This is a genomic window from Arthrobacter sp. Y3223164 (assembly GCF_059091005.1).
In genome coordinates this window covers 1-16,397 of the sequence record NZ_JBNHGF010000024.1, presented here as the reverse complement: position 1 = coordinate 16,397, position 16,397 = coordinate 1, and the positions used below count along the sequence as shown (strand labels likewise).

Annotated in this window: 18 protein-coding genes and 1 tRNA gene; 13 read left to right on the top strand and 6 right to left on the bottom strand. The window is 65.9% G+C overall.

The genetic code is table 11. From position 1 onward, the window contains the following. A partial coding sequence (locus tag AC5RUJ_RS03070) for an MFS transporter (RefSeq protein WP_494155593.1) occupies positions 1-806 on the top strand: 806 nt, incomplete at its 5' end. 17 nt (positions 807-823) lie between these two features. Here AC5RUJ_RS03070 and AC5RUJ_RS03065 read toward each other — a convergent pair. Further along, positions 824-1,273, bottom strand: coding sequence for a hypothetical protein (locus AC5RUJ_RS03065; RefSeq protein WP_494013641.1), 450 nt, complete (start codon positions 1,271-1,273; stop codon positions 824-826). Between the two features lie 176 nt (positions 1,274-1,449). On the opposite strand from AC5RUJ_RS03065, the gene AC5RUJ_RS03060 reads away from it, so the two are divergent. Both AC5RUJ_RS03060 and AC5RUJ_RS03055 read left to right on the top strand, forming a co-directional pair. Next, positions 1,450-1,896, top strand: a complete 447-nt coding sequence (locus AC5RUJ_RS03060; protein WP_494127618.1) for an iron chaperone — start codon at positions 1,450-1,452, stop codon at positions 1,894-1,896. 127 nt (positions 1,897-2,023) lie between these two features. Further along, positions 2,024-2,521, top strand: a complete 498-nt coding sequence (locus tag AC5RUJ_RS03055; protein ID WP_494024148.1) for a DUF456 domain-containing protein — start codon at positions 2,024-2,026, stop codon at positions 2,519-2,521. Between the two features lie 82 nt (positions 2,522-2,603). Here the strand turns inward: AC5RUJ_RS03055 and AC5RUJ_RS03050 are convergent, their stop codons facing one another. Further along, positions 2,604-3,065, bottom strand: a complete 462-nt coding sequence (locus AC5RUJ_RS03050; protein WP_494127617.1) for an Lrp/AsnC family transcriptional regulator — start codon at positions 3,063-3,065, stop codon at positions 2,604-2,606. A gap of 273 nt (positions 3,066-3,338) precedes the next feature. Next, positions 3,339-4,481, bottom strand: a complete 1,143-nt coding sequence (locus AC5RUJ_RS03045; RefSeq protein WP_494127616.1) for a thermonuclease family protein — start codon at positions 4,479-4,481, stop codon at positions 3,339-3,341. A gap of 337 nt (positions 4,482-4,818) precedes the next feature. Between AC5RUJ_RS03045 and AC5RUJ_RS03040 the strand changes: the two genes are divergently transcribed. The 4 genes from AC5RUJ_RS03040 to AC5RUJ_RS03025 all read left to right on the top strand — a co-directional run bounded on the left by AC5RUJ_RS03040 (position 4,819) and on the right by AC5RUJ_RS03025 (position 8,676). Then, complete coding sequence (locus AC5RUJ_RS03040; protein ID WP_494127615.1) at positions 4,819-5,193, top strand: VOC family protein; 375 nt, start codon at positions 4,819-4,821, stop codon at positions 5,191-5,193. 112 nt (positions 5,194-5,305) lie between these two features. Further along, positions 5,306-5,378, top strand: a tRNA-Ala gene (locus tag AC5RUJ_RS03035). 320 nt (positions 5,379-5,698) lie between these two features. Next, positions 5,699-6,889, top strand: coding sequence for an NAD(P)/FAD-dependent oxidoreductase (locus AC5RUJ_RS03030; RefSeq protein WP_494127614.1), 1,191 nt, complete (start codon positions 5,699-5,701; stop codon positions 6,887-6,889). A gap of 236 nt (positions 6,890-7,125) precedes the next feature. Continuing rightward, complete coding sequence (locus AC5RUJ_RS03025; protein ID WP_494127613.1) at positions 7,126-8,676, top strand: alpha/beta hydrolase family protein; 1,551 nt, start codon at positions 7,126-7,128, stop codon at positions 8,674-8,676. Between the two features lie 78 nt (positions 8,677-8,754). On the opposite strand, the gene AC5RUJ_RS03020 is transcribed toward AC5RUJ_RS03025, so the two are convergent. Continuing rightward, positions 8,755-9,177, bottom strand: a complete 423-nt coding sequence (locus tag AC5RUJ_RS03020) for a four-helix bundle copper-binding protein (RefSeq protein WP_494127612.1) — start codon at positions 9,175-9,177, stop codon at positions 8,755-8,757. Between the two features lie 301 nt (positions 9,178-9,478). Between AC5RUJ_RS03020 and AC5RUJ_RS03015 the strand changes: the two genes are divergently transcribed. From AC5RUJ_RS03015 to AC5RUJ_RS02990, 6 genes are all read left to right on the top strand, one after another. Beyond that, on the top strand, positions 9,479-9,829 hold the full coding sequence (locus AC5RUJ_RS03015) for a heavy-metal-associated domain-containing protein (RefSeq protein WP_494127611.1): 351 nt from the start codon (positions 9,479-9,481) through the stop codon (positions 9,827-9,829). Between the two features lie 65 nt (positions 9,830-9,894). Further along, positions 9,895-12,072, top strand: coding sequence for a heavy metal translocating P-type ATPase (locus AC5RUJ_RS03010; protein WP_494127610.1), 2,178 nt, complete (start codon positions 9,895-9,897; stop codon positions 12,070-12,072). Positions 12,073-12,098: 26 nt separating this feature from the next. Beyond that, positions 12,099-12,224, top strand: a complete 126-nt coding sequence (locus AC5RUJ_RS03005; RefSeq protein ID WP_494074626.1) for a DUF305 domain-containing protein — start codon at positions 12,099-12,101, stop codon at positions 12,222-12,224. A gap of 39 nt (positions 12,225-12,263) precedes the next feature. Further along, positions 12,264-12,629 carry an ArsR/SmtB family transcription factor gene (locus tag AC5RUJ_RS03000; protein ID WP_494013649.1) on the top strand — a complete coding sequence of 122 codons (366 nt, stop codon included), beginning with the start codon at positions 12,264-12,266 and terminating at the stop codon, positions 12,627-12,629. Further along, positions 12,626-13,777 carry a cation diffusion facilitator family transporter gene (locus AC5RUJ_RS02995; protein ID WP_494127609.1) on the top strand — a complete coding sequence of 384 codons (1,152 nt, stop codon included), beginning with the start codon at positions 12,626-12,628 and terminating at the stop codon, positions 13,775-13,777. Before AC5RUJ_RS03000 ends, AC5RUJ_RS02995 begins: the two co-directional genes overlap by 4 nt. A 23-nt stretch (positions 13,778-13,800) precedes the next feature. Further along, complete coding sequence (locus AC5RUJ_RS02990) at positions 13,801-14,715, top strand: alpha/beta hydrolase (RefSeq protein ID WP_494074628.1); 915 nt, start codon at positions 13,801-13,803, stop codon at positions 14,713-14,715. A 22-nt stretch (positions 14,716-14,737) separates the two neighbouring features. Here AC5RUJ_RS02990 and AC5RUJ_RS02985 read toward each other — a convergent pair whose 3' ends face one another. Then, complete coding sequence (locus AC5RUJ_RS02985) at positions 14,738-15,637, bottom strand: MsnO8 family LLM class oxidoreductase (protein WP_494127608.1); 900 nt, start codon at positions 15,635-15,637, stop codon at positions 14,738-14,740. A gap of 170 nt (positions 15,638-15,807) precedes the next feature. Beyond that, positions 15,808-16,397, bottom strand: a 590-nt coding sequence (locus tag AC5RUJ_RS02980; protein WP_494155592.1) for an amidohydrolase family protein, incomplete at its 5' end; no start/stop codon positions are given.

The window sequence follows — 16,397 nt, the reverse complement described above, 5'->3', positions numbered from 1 at the left end:
GGCGGCAGCGCGGCCAGATCGGCGGGCTGGCCGCCGTCGGGCAGACGCTGGGCATCGTGATGGGCGCGGTGCTGGCCAATCTGGCCGGCGGCTTCGTCCTCGGCTACATCTACTGCGCCGTGTTCCTGCTGGCCAGCATCATCCCATTCGTGATCGCGGGCCGGGACACCCCGTTGCGCAAGGCCGACCGCCCGCCCTTCGCCTGGCCCGGCTTCCTGAAGGGCTTCTGGATCTCCCCCGCCAAGCACCCCGACTTCGGCTGGGCGTGGCTGACCCGCTTCCTGGTCAATCTGGGCAACAACATCTTCACCCTCTACCTGTTCTTCTTCCTCCAGGACGCCGTGGGGCATCCGGACCCGGCCGCCGGCGTGCTGCTGCTGACCGGAGTCTATGCGGCCATGGTGGTGGTGATGGCGGTCGTGGGCGGACCTCTGAGCGACCGGGTGGGGCGCCGCAAGCCGTTCGTCATCGCGTCCTCGGTCACCATCGCAACTGCATCGGTCATCGTGGCCATCACGCCCGCGTGGCCGGCCGTGGTCGGCGCGGCCATGGTCCTCGGCGCGGGCTTCGGCATGTTCCTGGCCGTCGACTTCGCCCTGCTCACGGAGGTGCTGCCGAGCGCCGCCGACCGAGGCAAGGATATGGGCGTCATCAACATCGCCGCCTCGTCGCCGCAGGTGATCGCCCCGTTGATCGCCGCGCCCACCGTGCTCTACCTCGGCGGCTACACGGCGCTGTTCGTGCTCTCCGCCGTGATCGGGCTGCTCGGCGCGGTCTTCGTGGTCAAAATCAAAGGCGTGCGGTAGCCGCGAGCGCTCAGCGGCTAGTCGATGAAGGCTGCCTTCGAGCTGTACTCCTGATAGAGCCGCGCTGCGTCGCCGACCGGCAGCTGTCCGTACTTCAGGGCGGTCAGCAGCCCGTCGAGTTGCGCGCTGGCGGACTCGGCCGTCGAGATCTGCTCCGCGCTGTTGCGGGAATTGGCGAGGCCGGACGCAATCGCGGCGGTAAGGGAGAGGATCGACGCCAGGATGCAGATGACCTGCCAGACGATCGAGGTGCTGGATAGCGAGAAAGCGCCCGCCACCGCCGTGTTGAAATTGTTCTGGCCGAAGCCCGGGCCCGCCGTCAACGCGGCGACGACCGAGCTCCCGACGACGCTGACGTTGGTCAGGCGGTTGCGTTTGGGACGGGCGCGGCGAAGAAAAGCCCTGATCTCATCACGGCGCTGGTCGATTTGCCGGGTCAGGTCCTGACGGTTCTGTGCGTCGTCCATGATGTCCCCGCGCCTTCCGTTAACCAGCCCCGCCCCTGTAGCCGCGAGGTATCGCTGCACCGTATATCAGATTGCCCGCCGAGGGCTACGTTTTTTCACGGACCGAGCAGGATTCGAGAAGCCGGGGCCCTGCGTGGCTGCTACTGTCGGTCGTGATTCGTACAAGGGAGATCGAGATGAGCGCCAACCAGAAGTCCGATGCGGGCGGCTTTTCGGAGGCCGAGCGCGCCGCCATGAAGGAGCGGGCCCAGGAGCTGAAGGCACAGGGGCGCAGCGGTCAGAAGAAGGCCGACAACGAGCGCGCCGTGCTCAACGCTATCGCCGAGATGCCCGACGCCGATCGCGGCCTCGCGGAACGCATTCACGCGCTCGTCACCGCGAACGCGCCGGAGCTTCTGCCCAAGACCTGGTACGGGATGCCTGCGTACGCCAACACGGACGGCAAGGTCGTCTGCTTCTTCCAGGGTGCGGCCAAGTTCCAGGCCCGCTACGCGACCTTCGGATTCAACGATGCGGCCTCGCTCGACGACGGACCGATGTGGCCGGTCTCGTTCGCGCTAGTGGAGTGGACCCCGGCAGTGGAGGAAAAGGTCGAGGCGCTCGTCAAGGCCGCGACCGCCTGAGGGCCCTCTCAGGACCGGCGGAAGCCCACGATGCCGGCGCTGCGTCCGTGGCTTCGCCCTGCAGCCAAAGCCCCGCCCGCACCTAGGCCTGCCGGATCCACCCGGCGCACCCCAGTAGGCTGGGTGGGTGGAAGCCCAGATACTCGCGACCGTCTTTTGCGGTTTGCTCATCGCCGTCGGCATTGCCGGCATCGTCGTCCCCGTGCTGCCCGGCACCATCACCATCGGCATCAGCCTGCTGGTCTGGGCCATCGTCCTGCAGAGCACTTTGGGCTGGGTGGTCTTCGCGATCGGCATGGTGTTCGTGGCCGCCGGCATGCTGGCCAGCCTGGTACTCACCGGGCGCCGGCTGAAACAACGGCAGGTGCCCAACTGGTCAATCCTGGCGGGCGTGCTGGTGGGTGTGGTCGGGATGTTCGTAATTCCCGTCGTCGGACTGTTCATCGGGTTTGCCGCCGGGCTACTGCTCAGCGAATACGCGCGACGGCGGGACTTTGGCCAGGCGGTCGGGGCCAGCTGGGCGGCGCTCAAGGCCGTGGGCCTGGGCATGCTGGTGGAGCTCGGCTGTGCGTTTGCCGCCGGCGCCGTCTGGGTGATCGGCGTGCTGGCGCACTTCTTCTTCTAGCGGGCCCCGGGCCGGCAATCCCAGCCACCGGCTCTTTTAGACCGGCGCGGCGGTGCGGCGGTGCCGCTCTGGCTTCAGGCGATCAGTCCTGCTTCAACAGGCCCGTAGTGCGGTAGGGGATCACCTCGCGCAGGAACATCTGCGTGGAGGTGCGGGTGATGCCCGGGCAGAAGCGGATTTCTTCGCTTACCCGGTACAGATCGTCCGGGCTGCTGGCCACCACTCTGATCAGCAAGTCCGTATCGCCCGCAGGGGCGTGGCATTCCAGCACTTCCGGGATCTTCCTAAGCGCTTCCACCGCATCGTTGAGCTTGCTCTGATCCAATTCGGCACTCACCATGGCCATCACCCCGCGGTTCAAGGCCTCCGGCAGCACCCGGGCCGAGTGCGTGCGCAGACAACCCGAGGCGGCCAGGCGCTCCAGCCGTGTATGGACCGTGCCGCGGGCCAAGCCGAGCCGCTGGGCCAGCATCATCACCGGAATCCGCGGGTCCTTATCCAGCGCCAGCAGGATCCGCCGGTCCGTCGCATCGAGTTGCTGCAAAATGACCACTTCCTGTCGAACGCCGTGCGACCGTTTGAACACTCTGATCAATTGTAAGCCCCACGCTTGCACGGATTGTCGGGAAGGTGCTCTGATACCTATCAGATCGGGCGAAGCCACAAGCTGCCAGTCCGTTGAGGTGCACGGTTCAGGCCCACGAAGCCGGAGCAGTGTCTGCGGGCCCGCGAAGCCCCGACCTTGTTGTTCACACAGCTGAAGACCCCTGCCAGTCCGGATGCCGGACCGCCAGGGGTCTTGCTGTTTGTTTCGGGGCTAAGGGCAGGGCGTCCACGATTGGCCACCAGGTGCATAGCATCGGGGGCCGGTGTAGCCAGGGTAGGGATTGGAAGCCGGAGGCGCGGGGGCAGGAGCCTGCTGCTGTTGACGCCACTGCCGTTCTGCTTCGGCAATTTGCGCCTGTCTCGTCATTTCGGCCTGCCGGGCAGCCTCAGCTGCTGCAGCGGCCTGTGCTGCCGCTTGCTCGGCCGCTGCCCGTTCCGCTTTAGCCCGTTCCTTGGCCGCCTTCTTCTCAGCCGCAATCCGTTTCGCCTTGGCCTTCGCCTCCGCCTTCCGCTTTTCCTCGGCCGCTTTCTTTTCGGCGGCTGCCTTGTCCTCGGCAGCTTTGAGCTTGTCGCGTTTGACCGACAGCTGTTGATGTTTCGCTTCGCCGACTTCTATGGCGTCCGACAAATGGCTGCTGAGTTGCTTCCGGTCAGCGCTGGATAGGGCCGCCCACAGCACAGCATCTGCCGTGTGAGAAGCACTGTGGAGCATGGAGTCCATCGACTTTGCGGCTGCAATGGCCACGGCCAAGGCGGTCACTGCCTCGGCTGTCGCGGACGAAGTGTCGGCCGCATTGCCTGCGGCTGTTTCCTCTACTTGTTTAATTGCCTCTTGGACTTGTCCGGGAATGGTGCAGCCGATCGACGGGTCATACATGCCCTGCGCTGTTCCCGCTGCTTCTGACTGAGCCGCTTGCACCTGACTCAGGTACTTCCGATTGGGTTCGTAGTAGACAGCGTGCCCCAAGCCCCGTCTGGCAATCTCGGCGTTTACTAATGAGTCGCCGACGAAGACTGCCGCCAACGTGCGGCCATACCGGTCGTGACGCTCGACGTCGAAGTCGAGGCGAACCTTCGTGCCGGGCGGAGCGAGCTGTTCAAGATTCTGTGTCGCCTCGTGTCCCAAACATTCGACCGGCTGGCTGGGATCTTTGGTCTCCGGAGTATCGACGTTGAGGAGCCGTACCGTTTCTTCCCGGAAGTTGTAGTTGATGACCAACGTGTCGCCGTCAACGACGCGCACGACCGAGCCTTGATCATGATTCACGGCTCCAACGACGGCGAGGCTTCCGGCTGCTATCCCGGCAGCGGCGACGGCAGCGACGGCAGTTTTCCCGACGATGGTGCTCGTCATGCCCAGCCATGCGCTTGAAAGGGCTGCGCCCAAGGGTGTGACCATTGATCCCCCAACAGTTTCTTATCCGATATTGGTAAAATGAAGAGTATTCATTTTCCCCCATGGCTCGGAGAATCGACGCAGGGCTCGCAGTCGGCCGTGACTGTTTCATCCCAAGTTGGGCATGAGATGCCTGGGCTCGATTGGGCTCACGTCTTTCCCCGGCTCCCCCTGCCTGCAACACTGTTGGGCAGGAACCTTCGCTGTGATGGGTCGCCCCCCCGGCCAGCGTCGACGGCCGGAACGTGGGGACAAGCCATGCAATCACGGCCGGGTCAACACGGGAGGGGTAGCCATGAAGCTCACCAACAGCAAGGCATACAGCGGTATCGCCGTTCATGATCTGCAGGAGGCGCAACGCTTTTACGGCGAGATTCTCGGCCTGAAAACGTCCGAGGAGTACGGGCTGATGTGGCTGCATCTGGCCGGCGGCCGGGACACGCTTGTCTATGAACAGCCTGACGCCGTTCCGGCGAGCTTCACGATCCTCAACTTTCAAGTGGAGGACATCGATGCCGCCGTGACCGGACTGGCCTCTCAGGGAGTCCGGTTCGAGCGTTATGAGGGTTTTGCCCAGGACGACAAGGGCATCTTCCGCGAAGAAGGCCCCTACATCGCATGGTTCAAGGACCCCTCCGGGAACGTACTGTCCGTTTTGCAGGAGAAGTAATAGTAGGAGCTCGACGCGGCCGGCACCTTAAAAAAGTCCAGATCATTTGGTGTGCACGCGGGGGGATGCGTTACCCTTACACACGTGTGATTGCGCGTGAACTCGCGCATTCGGGGCTTTAGCTCAGTTGGTAGAGCGTTTCGTTCGCAATGAAAAGGTCAGGGGTTCGATTCCCCTAAGCTCCACTGAAGATTCGGGATTTGTTTGGTCCCGGTTCCCAGACAAGACACTTTCCACACGCGCCTTGGCAGCGATAAGCGCCTCGAGGCCAACCCTTTTTCTTGTCATGCCGCAGGATTAGGGCGCCAACGGACATCTCGGCTTTGGCAGCAGCATCCATCTCCCAGCCACATCCTGCGCGGACCGGTGGATTTGGAGATCGACGTTCGACGTTTCATGACCCGGTCCCTGCTCGCTCCAGCCTTGACGGACGGCCCTGGGCGCTGTGGACTGGGCGAATGCGGCAGCGGCGGGGGCGCGGCCGCCAACGACGGAAGGCCGAAACATGGACAAGCACCATCAAATAGTGGTTGTCGGCGGCGGCAATGCGGGAATCTCGCTGGCCGCGCGGCTTCGCCGGTGGAAGGTCGAGGACATCGCAATCATCGAACCTCGGGATCAGCACTACTTCCAACCGCTGTTCTCCCATATAGGAGCCGGGGCTGCACGGATGGCCGAAGCGGTCCGACCCCAGGCAGATGTCATGCCGCAGGGGGTTGACTGGATCCGCGGGGAGGCGGCCGATGTGCGGCCGGAGGAGAACGTCGTCGTCCTGGCCGGAGGCGATCGTGTTGGCTACGAGCACTTGGTGGTCTGCCCGGGCCTGCAGTTGGACTGGGGCGATGTCCCGGGGCTGGCCGAGGCCATGGTTTCGCCGCACGGCTCGTCCAACTACGACGGCGCACTTGCCCCCAAGACATGGGACCTGGTGCGAGGGCTGCGCTCCGGCACGGCGGTATTCACCCAGCCGCCGGGGCCCGCAAAGTGCGCAGGCGCCGCCCAAAAAATTGCCTACATGGCCTGTGACTACTGGCGCCAACAGGGCGTGCTGCAGCACATTAACGTGCTCATGGTGGTGCCCACGCCTACCGTCTTCGGGATGCCGGACGTGGACCGGGAGCTGCAGCGCAAGATCGACGAGTACGGAATCACGTTGAGGACCTCCACCACCGTCGCCTCGGTCAACCCCGCGGCGCAGACACTGGTGCTGGACGGCGGGTCGGGGAACCGGGAGGTCCGGTACGACCTGCTGCACGCGGTTCCGCCGCAGTCGGCGCCGAACTGGTTGAAGGCCACGTCGCTGCCGCAGAAAGGGAGCAGTGGCGGCTTCGTCGAGGTGGATCCGGAGACCCTGCGCCATCCGCGATTTCCCAACGTCTGGTCCCTCGGCGACGCCGCCGGAACACGGAACTCCAAGTCCGGCGGGGCGCTCCGCAAACAGACCACGGTCCTGGCGAAGAACCTCACCGCTGTTCTGGGCGGGCGCGCGCCTGACGCGCGCTACAACGGCTACTCAGTCTGCCCGTTCACGCTGAGCCGCCGCACCGCGTTCTTTGCTGAGTTCGACGACCAATATCGCCCCCAACCGAGCTACCCGGGCCTGAGGATGGCCAAGGAGCGGCGCTGGCAGTGGGTGATGGACCGGCGGATCCTCCCGCAGGTCTACTGGCATCTGATCCTGAAGGGACGGGCCTGAGTATCTCGCAGCGAGGCAGGATACAGGCGGCCGGACCGCTGCCGACAGGACGGAGCAGTTCTGGCCGGTTTTTGCGAGCCAGCGTCTTTATGACGTTCGGCTAGAGCGGTTCGATAGCGGCAACTGGCACGCTTTCCCGAGATTCCTTACGGATGAGCCCTTACGTCCGATTGCATCCCTTAGCACCCGTGCCCGCATTCGCGCAGTGCGGCAGCACTATGAACGGATCCAGTTTGATGAAGGCCCTCATCCGCGCGCTCCTGGGAGCAGTCCTCGGGGCGACTATGCTCGCAGCAGCCTTGGTAGTCAGCACTCCGGCCCAAGCCGCGGCACCGCGCAGCGCGACCTACCAGACCTACACCGCTCCAAACGGTGTCAGCAGCAAATACCACGTCTACGCCAACGGCATCGATACGAAGAAGCCGGTCGGCGTCCTATTCGTCTTCCACGGCGACTACTCCTACCCGGCGCAGTCCTATGTCCACCACCCCAATGGATCCATCATGAAGAAGATGGCGGCCGAGGCCGCCAAGAAGAACATGATCATGGTTCCCGTCATCACCCCCGACAAGAAGGGCGGCATCACTTGGTGGGAGGACGCCGACCGCAACGGTGACTACTTCCGGGCACTGGCCGGAACACTGATCGCCGGATACAAGCTCGATGCCCGCCGCATCTGGTTCCACGGTTACTCCGGCGGAGCCGAGTTCATCACCTATGAGCTCCTCACAGACCGCCAGGAGTGGATAAAGGGCGGCGGGGCCACCATCGTCGGCGGCGGCGGATACACGGGCATGGAGACAGCCGCTCCCGCGGCGGTGAAGAAGATGAAGCTGCACTGGATCTGCGGCAGCCGCGACGGACGCGGCGGCACCAGCCTGAAAACCTGGTCAGCCCTGGGCACCGCCCAGAGCGCGGAGAAAAAATACAACAGCCTCGGGTTCATCAACACGAAGATGACCATCCTCCCGGGTGTCACGCACTACACCTATGACATGCCGAAGTTGATCGCCAACGACCTGAAGGCCATGCCGGCCGCCGTCGCCCCAGCCAAGGCCAACTCCGGCGATGTCGCAGCCGTGGACTCCGCAGGCAAGCTCTACCTATACCCCTCAGCCAAGGGGAGGGACTTGAACAAGCGCTCCTACGTTTCGGCCGGATGGGGAGCAGCGCGAGCGGTGGAGATCGCCGACTGGAACGGCGACGGCATCCAGGACCTGATCGCCAACTGGAAGGACGGCCGGCTCACCGTCGACTACGGGCAGAAGAACGGTGGCTTCAAACGCTCCACTCTGGGCACGAGCGGATGGCAGCACAACACCATCCTCGTCACCAGGTGGAGGACCGCCGACGAGTACCCGGGCATCATCGCCAAGAACCGTGACGGCAAGCTGTACTCCTACGCGAATCCCGCCGGCACAAACCCCGACCGGCGGAAGCTGCTGAGCTCCGGCAACTGGAAGGGCATGGACGTGATGGCCATGGACTTCGACGCGGACCAAAAGATGGATCTGATCGCCCGCACCGCGGCCGGGCAGTTGAAGCTCTACCGTTCCAACGGCAAAGGCAAGCTCATCAGCGAGACCCGGAAGGTGATCGCCAAGTCAGGTTGGAATGCCATGACGCACCTGTCCGCTGTCGAGGATCATGTGACCGCCGGTCAGTCCGGCATCCTCGCCCGCGACAGGAAAGGCAACCTGCACTTTTACCCGGTCTCCCCGAAGAAGATTCAACAGCGCACCACTGTAGGTGTAGGCGGCTGGAACGGCCTGAAGATCGGCTCCTAGCTGGGAGTGCCCCGGGCCCCGAGTCCCGGGCCGGCGACAGGCGGCTGCCGCCTGCCGCGAGATAAGAGGTGGGCCGGCCTATTTGGAAGCGCCGCTTCCCAGCGAGGCCAAGAGTTCGTCACAGGCGCGTTCACACCGGCGGCAGGCCTCCGCGCAGACCTTGCAGTGTTCATGCATCTCCGCGTGCTGCCCGCATTCGTCGGCGCAGGCCTGGCAGGCAGTCCGGCAGGCCTCCAGAAGTGCCTTGGTGATATTGGCGTCGTAGCCGGTGTGGCGCGAGAGGACGCGGCCGGCGGCTGCGCAGATGTCGGCGCAGTCCAGATTGGTGCGGATGCACTTGGTGAGGTCGGCAACCATGTCCTCCGAGAGGCACGCGTCGGCGCATGCAGTGCATGTCTGTGCGCATTCGAAGCAGGCGGCAATGCACTCCGCCAGCTTCTGGCGGTCCACGCCGCCCAGGTCCTTGGGGTAGGTATCGAGCATCGAACTGATGTGAGTCATGATCTGCTCCCGTCGTCCGGTTTCCGGCCAGCGGCGGTGGGCCGCTGCGCCAGCCTCTTATGCACCGTAGCCCCTGCTTGGGAGTGTGGCCACGCCGGTAACCATTCCCAGGCCTGGCTATCCCCACTTGACAGATACCCCCGGGGGGTATAGCCTCAGTCTCACCGGAACAAGCGTCACGAGCCCGACAGGGCTTCAACGCAGTGAAGGTTCTCACCGGCTTCGGCGGCGGAGCGTCATTCCGACGGTCTGGCGTTCCCACTTCCCGCAGCCAGCACCGATGATGTGTGAGGAGAACACCATGGCCGAGTCCCTAAACCGGGAACTGTCCCTGACCGCCAAGTCCGCCCAAGGATGCTCCTGCTGCGCCCCGACCGGCGTCTCGAAAGAACGGACCGAGCGCCGCGAGCCGGAGGCTTCGCCGATGGTGCCGGCCGTTCAGGCAGAGTACCGGGTGGCCGGCATGACCTGCGGACACTGCGCCTCCAGCGTTACGGACGCGTTGGGCGCCCTCGACGACGTGAGGGACGTTCAGGTCGACCTCGTTCCCGGCGGCATTTCCACCGTCACCCTTCTGGCGGTATCGCCCGTCAGCGACTCCGCCGTTCGGTCGGCCATCGCCGACGCCGGCTACGAGCTTATTGCCTCCTGAAGATCAGGTTTCCCGCGAAGGGCCGCCCCGACTTCAAAGGCAGGGGCGCCCGCGAAAGAAGAGCCATGAAAAGCGAGCATTCGCAGCACCTCGACAATTCCGGCCAGCACACCCAAAGACCTGGCCCGGAGCATCGGCATCAGGGCCAGGGTCCGATGATGACCGACCATGAAACGCACGGGCAGGCCATGCCGGACGGACCCGCACATTCGGCGGTGGACGAAGAACATGCCGTCCATACGCATGGCCAGCACGCCGGGCACAGCACGGCCATGTTCAAGAACAAGTTCTGGCTGTCCCTGGTCCTTTCGGTCCCGGTGGTGTTCTTCAGCCCGATGTTTGCCATGCTTCTGGGATACACCGTCCCGGGGTTCCCAGGGGCGGCGTGGATCCCCCCGGTACTTGGCACCATTATTTTCTTCTATGGCGGCACCCCCTTCCTGAAGGGCGCGGTGAATGAACTGCGGTCCCGGCAGCCGGGCATGATGCTGCTGATTGGGATGGCCATCACGGTCGCCTTCGCCGCCTCTTGGATCACGACCCTCGGCATCGGCGGGTTCGACCTGGACTTTTGGTGGGAACTGGCGCTGCTGATCGTGATCATGCTGTTGGGCCACTGGATGGAAATGCGTGCCCTGGGCTCCGCGCAGGGAGCGCTCGACGCGCTGGCTGCCCTGCTGCCGGACGAGGCGGACGTGGTCAACAGCGATGGAAGTGTCCGCACCGTGCCGGTCGGGTCCCTCGCCACCGGCGATATCGTGCTGGTGCGCTCCGGTGCCCGCGTGCCCGCGGACGGGCGGATCATCGACGGCGGCGCCGAGTTCGACGAATCGATGATCACCGGGGAATCCAAAACCGTCGGCCGGGCGACCGGCGACACGGTGGTCGCCGGCACGGTCGCGACGGACAACTCGGTGCGGGTCCAGATCACTGCCGTGGGCTCCGACACGGCGCTGGCCGGCATCCAACGCCTCGTGGCCGAGGCCCAGGCATCGTCGTCCCGGGCGCAGGCCCTGGCAGATCGGGCTGCTGCCCTGCTGTTCTACTTCGCGCTGGTGGCCGGCATCATCACCTTTGGCGCCTGGCTGCTGCTCGGAAGTCCCGACGAGGCCGTCGTTCGCACGGTGACCGTTCTGGTCATCGCCTGCCCGCATGCGCTCGGCCTCGCGATCCCGCTGGTCATCGCTATCTCCACCGAACGCGCCGCCCGCTCCGGCGTGCTGATCAAGAACCGCATCGCCCTGGAGCGGATGCGCACCATCGACGTCGTCCTGTTCGACAAGACCGGCACGCTGACCGAAGGCGAACACGCGGTCACCGCCGTCGCCGCAGTGGAGGGCGTGACTGAAGGCGAGCTGCTGGCCCTGGCTGCGGCCGCCGAATCCGACAGCGAACACCCCGTCGCCCGCGCGATCGTCAGGGCTGCCGCCGAACACGCCGAGGCGGCACGACTGGGTCTGACCGGCCGCAACTTCACCTCCAGCACTGGCCGGGGCGTGCGCGCCGTGGTGGACGGGGCCGACATCTCCGTGGGCGGGCCGAACATGCTCCGGGAGTTGAAGCTGGCCGAGGCGGCGGACGTAGCCCAAGAAACTTCGGCCTGGATGGATCGGGGTGCCGGTGTGCTGCACGTGGTTCGCGACGGCAAGATTATCGGGGCGCTGGCCCTGGAAGACAGGGTGCGTCCCGAGTCTCGGGCGGCAGTCAGGGCCTTGCAGGAGCGTGGGCTCAAGGTCGCCATGATCACCGGGGACGCCCGCCAGGTCGCAAACTCCGTGGGTCGCGATCTGGGCATCGACGAGGTCTTCGCCGAGGTCCTGCCGCAGGACAAGGACAAGAAGGTTACCGAACTGCAGCAACGCGGTCTGAAAGTGGCGATGGTCGGCGACGGCGTCAACGACTCGCCAGCTTTGGCCCGCTCCGAAGTGGGCATCGCCATCGGAGCCGGTACAGACGTGGCGATGGAATCTGCCGGCGTCGTGTTGGCGGGCAACGACCCCCGGTCCGTGCTGTCGATGATCGACCTGTCCCGGGCCAGCTACCGCAAGATGATCCAGAACCTGATTTGGGCTACGGGCTACAACATCATCGCCGTGCCGTTGTCCGCCGGTGTGCTTGCCTTCGCCGGAGTCGCCATCTCCCCGGCCATCGCGGCGATCCTGATGTCCGTTTCCACTATTGTGGTCGCCCTCAACGCCCAGGTGCTGCGGCGGATTGACCTGGACCCGGAACGCATCCAGTAGCCAGAGCCTCTGCCCGCGCGGGAACCGTGAAGATGGCCGAGCAGGAAGTGGACCGGGGCTCCAACCCGCAGGCCAAGGAACTGGCACAGACCATCATTGAAGACCAGGAAGGCGAAATCCCTCGCCAGCCTCTGACCACTCTCCCGCGGTGAACCATTGCCGTCCGGGGCGGGTTGTGCAAACATCTGCGTATGAATGCAGATAAGAAGGGTTGCAGGCTCGACGTAGACAGCCAGTATGTTGAGCTGGCCGTCGAGGTCTTTGCGATGCTGGCCGACGCCACCCGCGTGCGCATCATCCTGGCCCTGCGGGATACCGAGCTGCCGGTGAACGAACTGGCCGAGACGGTGGGAAAGTCGCCGGCCGCGGTATCGCAGCATCTGGCGAAACTGCGCCTGGGACGCATCGTGGCGGCGCGGCAGGAGGGCACCAAGGTGTACTACCGGCTGGAGAACGAACATGCCCGGCAGTTGGTTGCCGATGCTGTTTTCCAGGCGGAGCACTCCCTCGGTGGTCTTCCGGCACATCACAGCGCCCCCCGGCCGCAGGCATCATGAGCGCGCATCCGCAGGCCGGACACTCTGCAGCCGGCGAGGCCGAAGAGGCAGCAGACGAGCACGGGCGCGACCACGGCGGTCACGGGCCCAGCGACGATGACCACGACCACGGCAACCACGGGCACGGCCACAGCCACGGCGAGCACCCGCACGGCCACGACCACGATCATCCGACGGGGCTGAAAGGGTTTTTTCACGGGCTTTTTGTCCCGCACAGCCACGACACCGCCGACTCCATCGACGATGCGCTGGAATCCAGTGCAAAGGGCATCCGCGCGGTAAAGCTGAGCCTCGCAGGGCTCGGTGCCACCGCCGTGCTGCAGCTGGTTGTCGTGGTGATCAGCGGCTCGGTCGCCCTGTTGGCCGACACGATCCATAATTTCTCCGATGCGCTGACCGCCATCCCACTGTGGATCGCCTTCATCCTGGGGACGCGGCAGCCCACCCGCCGCTATACGTTTGGCTTTGGCCGGGCCGAGGACCTTGCCGGACTGTTCATCCTGGCCATGATCGCGCTTTCGGCCCTGGGTGCCGGCTGGCAGTCCATTGACCGGCTGCTGAACCCGCAGCCCCTGCACAACCTGGGTTGGGTTCTCGCGGCAGGGCTCGTCGGTTTTGCCGGCAACGAGTTGGTGGCCATCTACCGGATCAGGGTCGGGCGGAGCATCGGCTCGGCCGCCTTGGTGGCCGACGGCATCCACGCCCGCACCGACGGCTTCACGTCGCTGGCCGTGGTTCTGGGTGTCATTGGGGTCTGGCTCGGTTTCCCGCTGGCCGACCCCATCGTTGGCCTGGTCATCACCGCCGCGATCATTGTCCTGCTCTGGGGCACCGCCCGGGACATCGGCCGCCGCCTGCTCGACGGCGTGGAGCCTGAACTCGTCGACCGTGCCGAACAGATTCTGCTGGCCGAGAGCGAAGTCAAGGGACTGACGGAGGTGCGGCTTCGCTGGAATGGCCATCGGCTCAATGTTTCCGCCACGCTTGTGGTGAACCCGGCCATGACCGTCGACGGTTACCATCTTCTCCGGCGACGTCTGACCGCCGGACTCCGCGAGGCGCTTCCCGGAATCGGCTATTTGTCCCTGACGCCTACACCCGCCGGAGCCCTCCGCCCGGACCTGGGTTTGGCGGGCAGGCGTAAATGAGCGTCGTCGGGAAGGATCAGGGCGTGGGTTTCACAGCGGCCGACCGTAGGTACGAGCCCTACGTTCGTCCAATCGATCCGTCGGTTGAACGGCGCGCAGAGACCTGGGCCTGGCGCGGGTGGGACGTACACGTGGAACACGTCGGGGCCCCTGAAGCGCCGGTGCGGATGCTTCTGGTGCACGGCGGGGGAGGGAACGCTGCGGCCATGTGGCCCTTTGCGGCGCATCTGTCGCAACTGGGAGCCCTCGTCACGCTCGTTGACCTTCCGGGCTATGGACGTACGCGTCCCCGCGGAAGCGCGCGCATTTCGTATCAGGATTGGCAGCGGCTTCTGGCGGACCTGGCGGCGCGCATCGCCGATCAGAGGCCGCTGCTGCTCCTGGGGGCCAGTATGGGCGGCATGCTGGCGCTGGATGCGGCTGCCTTGAGCGGCAGGGGCGACCGGGTGATCGTGACGTGCCTGCTCGACGGCACCGACCCCGGCGTTCGCTCGGCCCTCGTGCGTGCCCCGTGGATGGCCCGTCTCGCGGCGCCCTTCCTCAAGGCCATCAGCGGGCCGCCTGAGCGGATGCCTTTTCCGCTGCGGTGGGTCGCTCCGATGCGGAAGATTTCCAACGACCCCGAACTATCCGCCCAGGTCCTGCGCGATTCGCGCGGCGGGGGAGGTTCCATGCCACTGAGCTGGTTCCGGTCGTTCCTAGAGGCCGGCCCGGCAGTGCCGCCGGAGTCATACGGCGGACCGCCCGTCCTGCTGGTCCATCCGGGCGAGGATCGGTGGACCCCCACAGGGATAAGCAGCCGGTTCCTGAGCCGGCTTGCCGGGAACCATCGACTGGTTGAGCTCGAGGGATGCGGACATTTTCCAGTGGAAGAACCGGGGTTCCAGAAGTTCCTCGACGTCGTCCGCGTGGAAGTCGAAACCGTGTCCGGGGCCTGACCCGCAACCGCCGCCAAGTAGTTCAACTGAGTTGACGCCGGAGGCCCAACAGCGCGGCAAGCCGCCGGTCGGTGTCGGCCAGCGCGGTCGTGTCGAAGGTGTTGGTGGTGACCATGAGCTCGTCGGCACCGGTCACCTCCAGCAAGCGTCCGAGCCGCCGGCCCACCTGGTCGGCGGTTCCGTGCACCGAGGCAGCCAGGGACTCGGCCACCAGGCGCTCCTGCCGGGAGGTCATCGGAGCTGACCGGACGGAGTCGGCGGGCGCCAGCGGCGGGAACTCCCCGCGCGTGCGGGACTGCGCCATTGCCCACGCCTCCGGCAGCAGCAGGTCCCGCGCCTCGTCGGCGGTTTCGGCAACGGCCACGGTGGCGGAGGCGATCACGTACGGTTCGGGGCATGAGGCGGAGGGTCGAAAATTTTTCCGGTAGCGAGCCAGAACCCCGCGGGCCGGTTCCGGATCCCGTCCGGTAAAGGCAGGACCGCCCACCACGACGGCGAGGCCGGCCTGGGCGGCAATGTCCACCCCCTTGCCGGTGGCCAACACGAAAAGCGGCGTCGCACCGCCGTCGTACGGGCGGGCGGTGACGGCGGCGCTGCCGTCGAGATAGGCCATCAGTTCTGCCAGGTCCTCGCCGAAGCGGTCCGCGGCGCCCTTCTCCTGCCGCAGCGCCGAGCGTACCGCCGGCGTGAATCCGACGGAGCGTCCTATCCCGAGATCGATCCGGCCGGGAAAAAGTGCCTGCAGGGTGGCGGCCTGTTCGGCCACCACCAGCGGTTGGTGGTTGGGCAGCATCACTCCGCCGGAGCCGACGCGGATGCGTTCGGTCTGCGATGCCACCGCGGCCATCAGCACCGTTGGAGCCGAACCGGCGATCCCCGGCACACCGTGGTGCTCGGCCACCCAGAAGCGGTGGTAGCCCAACTGCTCGGCATGCCGGGCCGGCGGATGGTGGCGCCCAGGGCCGCGGACGCCGAGGTGCCCTCACGGGCGTTGGCGCGGTCCAGGATGGAGACCGGAAGGGAGGCAGGCTGCATACCAGTCACAACGTGGCCGGCAGGCTGGTATTCCATCCCCGCCCGGTCCTGCCGCGCTCAGTGACGGCCCAGCCACCGGCCCCGGCGCATGACGCCGGTGACCGCCAGCGCCTCATCGATGACCACGAGGTCGGCCAACCTGCCGTGAGCGAGGGTGCCGACGCTGCCGGCCAGGCCGATGGTCCGGGCCGGGACCACGGTGGCCGACCGGAGGGCCTGGTCGAAGGGCACTCCGGCCTCGACGGCGTTCCGCAACACGTCCATCATGCCGGCGGTGCCTCCGGCGATGGCTCCGGAGGCCAGGCGGGCCACTCCCGAGTGCACCCGCACCTCCGCCGGTCCCAGGGAGTACACGCCGTCGGATAGTCCGGCGGCCGCCATCGAATCGGTGACCAGGGCGATGTTGTCCGCGCCCAGCAGTTCGAACATGGTCACGACGAGGTCGGGGTGCAGGTGGATGTTGTCCGCGATGAGCTCCACGACGGCGTCGCCGGCGCGGGCGGCCCGGAGGCACGCGCTCACGGCGCCGGGGGAGCGGTGGTGCAGCGGCTCCATTCCGTTGAACAGGTGCGTCACCGTGGGCACCGCCGGCCCCTCGCCAGACCTCAGGGCGAGGGCAGTCCGTGCGTGGCGCAGGGAGCCGGCCG

What these genes read in the sequence shown, in the direction of transcription:
- AC5RUJ_RS03065 (WP_494013641.1), bottom strand. Translation starts at nt 1,273, where the DNA reads ATGGACGACGCACAGAACCGTCAGGACCTGACCCGGCAAATCGACCAG.
- AC5RUJ_RS03060 (WP_494127618.1), top strand. Translation starts at nt 1,450, where the DNA reads ATGAGCGCCAACCAGAAGTCCGATGCGGGCGGCTTTTCGGAGGCCGAG.
- AC5RUJ_RS03045 (WP_494127616.1), bottom strand. Translation starts at nt 4,481, where the DNA reads ATGACGAGCACCATCGTCGGGAAAACTGCCGTCGCTGCCGTCGCCGCT.
- AC5RUJ_RS03040 (WP_494127615.1), top strand. Translation starts at nt 4,819, where the DNA reads ATGAAGCTCACCAACAGCAAGGCATACAGCGGTATCGCCGTTCATGAT.
- AC5RUJ_RS03030 (WP_494127614.1), top strand. Translation starts at nt 5,699, where the DNA reads ATGGACAAGCACCATCAAATAGTGGTTGTCGGCGGCGGCAATGCGGGA.
- AC5RUJ_RS03025 (WP_494127613.1), top strand. Translation starts at nt 7,126, where the DNA reads ATGAAGGCCCTCATCCGCGCGCTCCTGGGAGCAGTCCTCGGGGCGACT.
- AC5RUJ_RS03020 (WP_494127612.1), bottom strand. Translation starts at nt 9,177, where the DNA reads ATGACTCACATCAGTTCGATGCTCGATACCTACCCCAAGGACCTGGGC.
- AC5RUJ_RS03015 (WP_494127611.1), top strand. Translation starts at nt 9,479, where the DNA reads ATGGCCGAGTCCCTAAACCGGGAACTGTCCCTGACCGCCAAGTCCGCC.
- AC5RUJ_RS03010 (WP_494127610.1), top strand. Translation starts at nt 9,895, where the DNA reads ATGAAAAGCGAGCATTCGCAGCACCTCGACAATTCCGGCCAGCACACC.
- AC5RUJ_RS03000 (WP_494013649.1), top strand. Translation starts at nt 12,264, where the DNA reads ATGAATGCAGATAAGAAGGGTTGCAGGCTCGACGTAGACAGCCAGTAT.
- AC5RUJ_RS02995 (WP_494127609.1), top strand. Translation starts at nt 12,626, where the DNA reads ATGAGCGCGCATCCGCAGGCCGGACACTCTGCAGCCGGCGAGGCCGAA.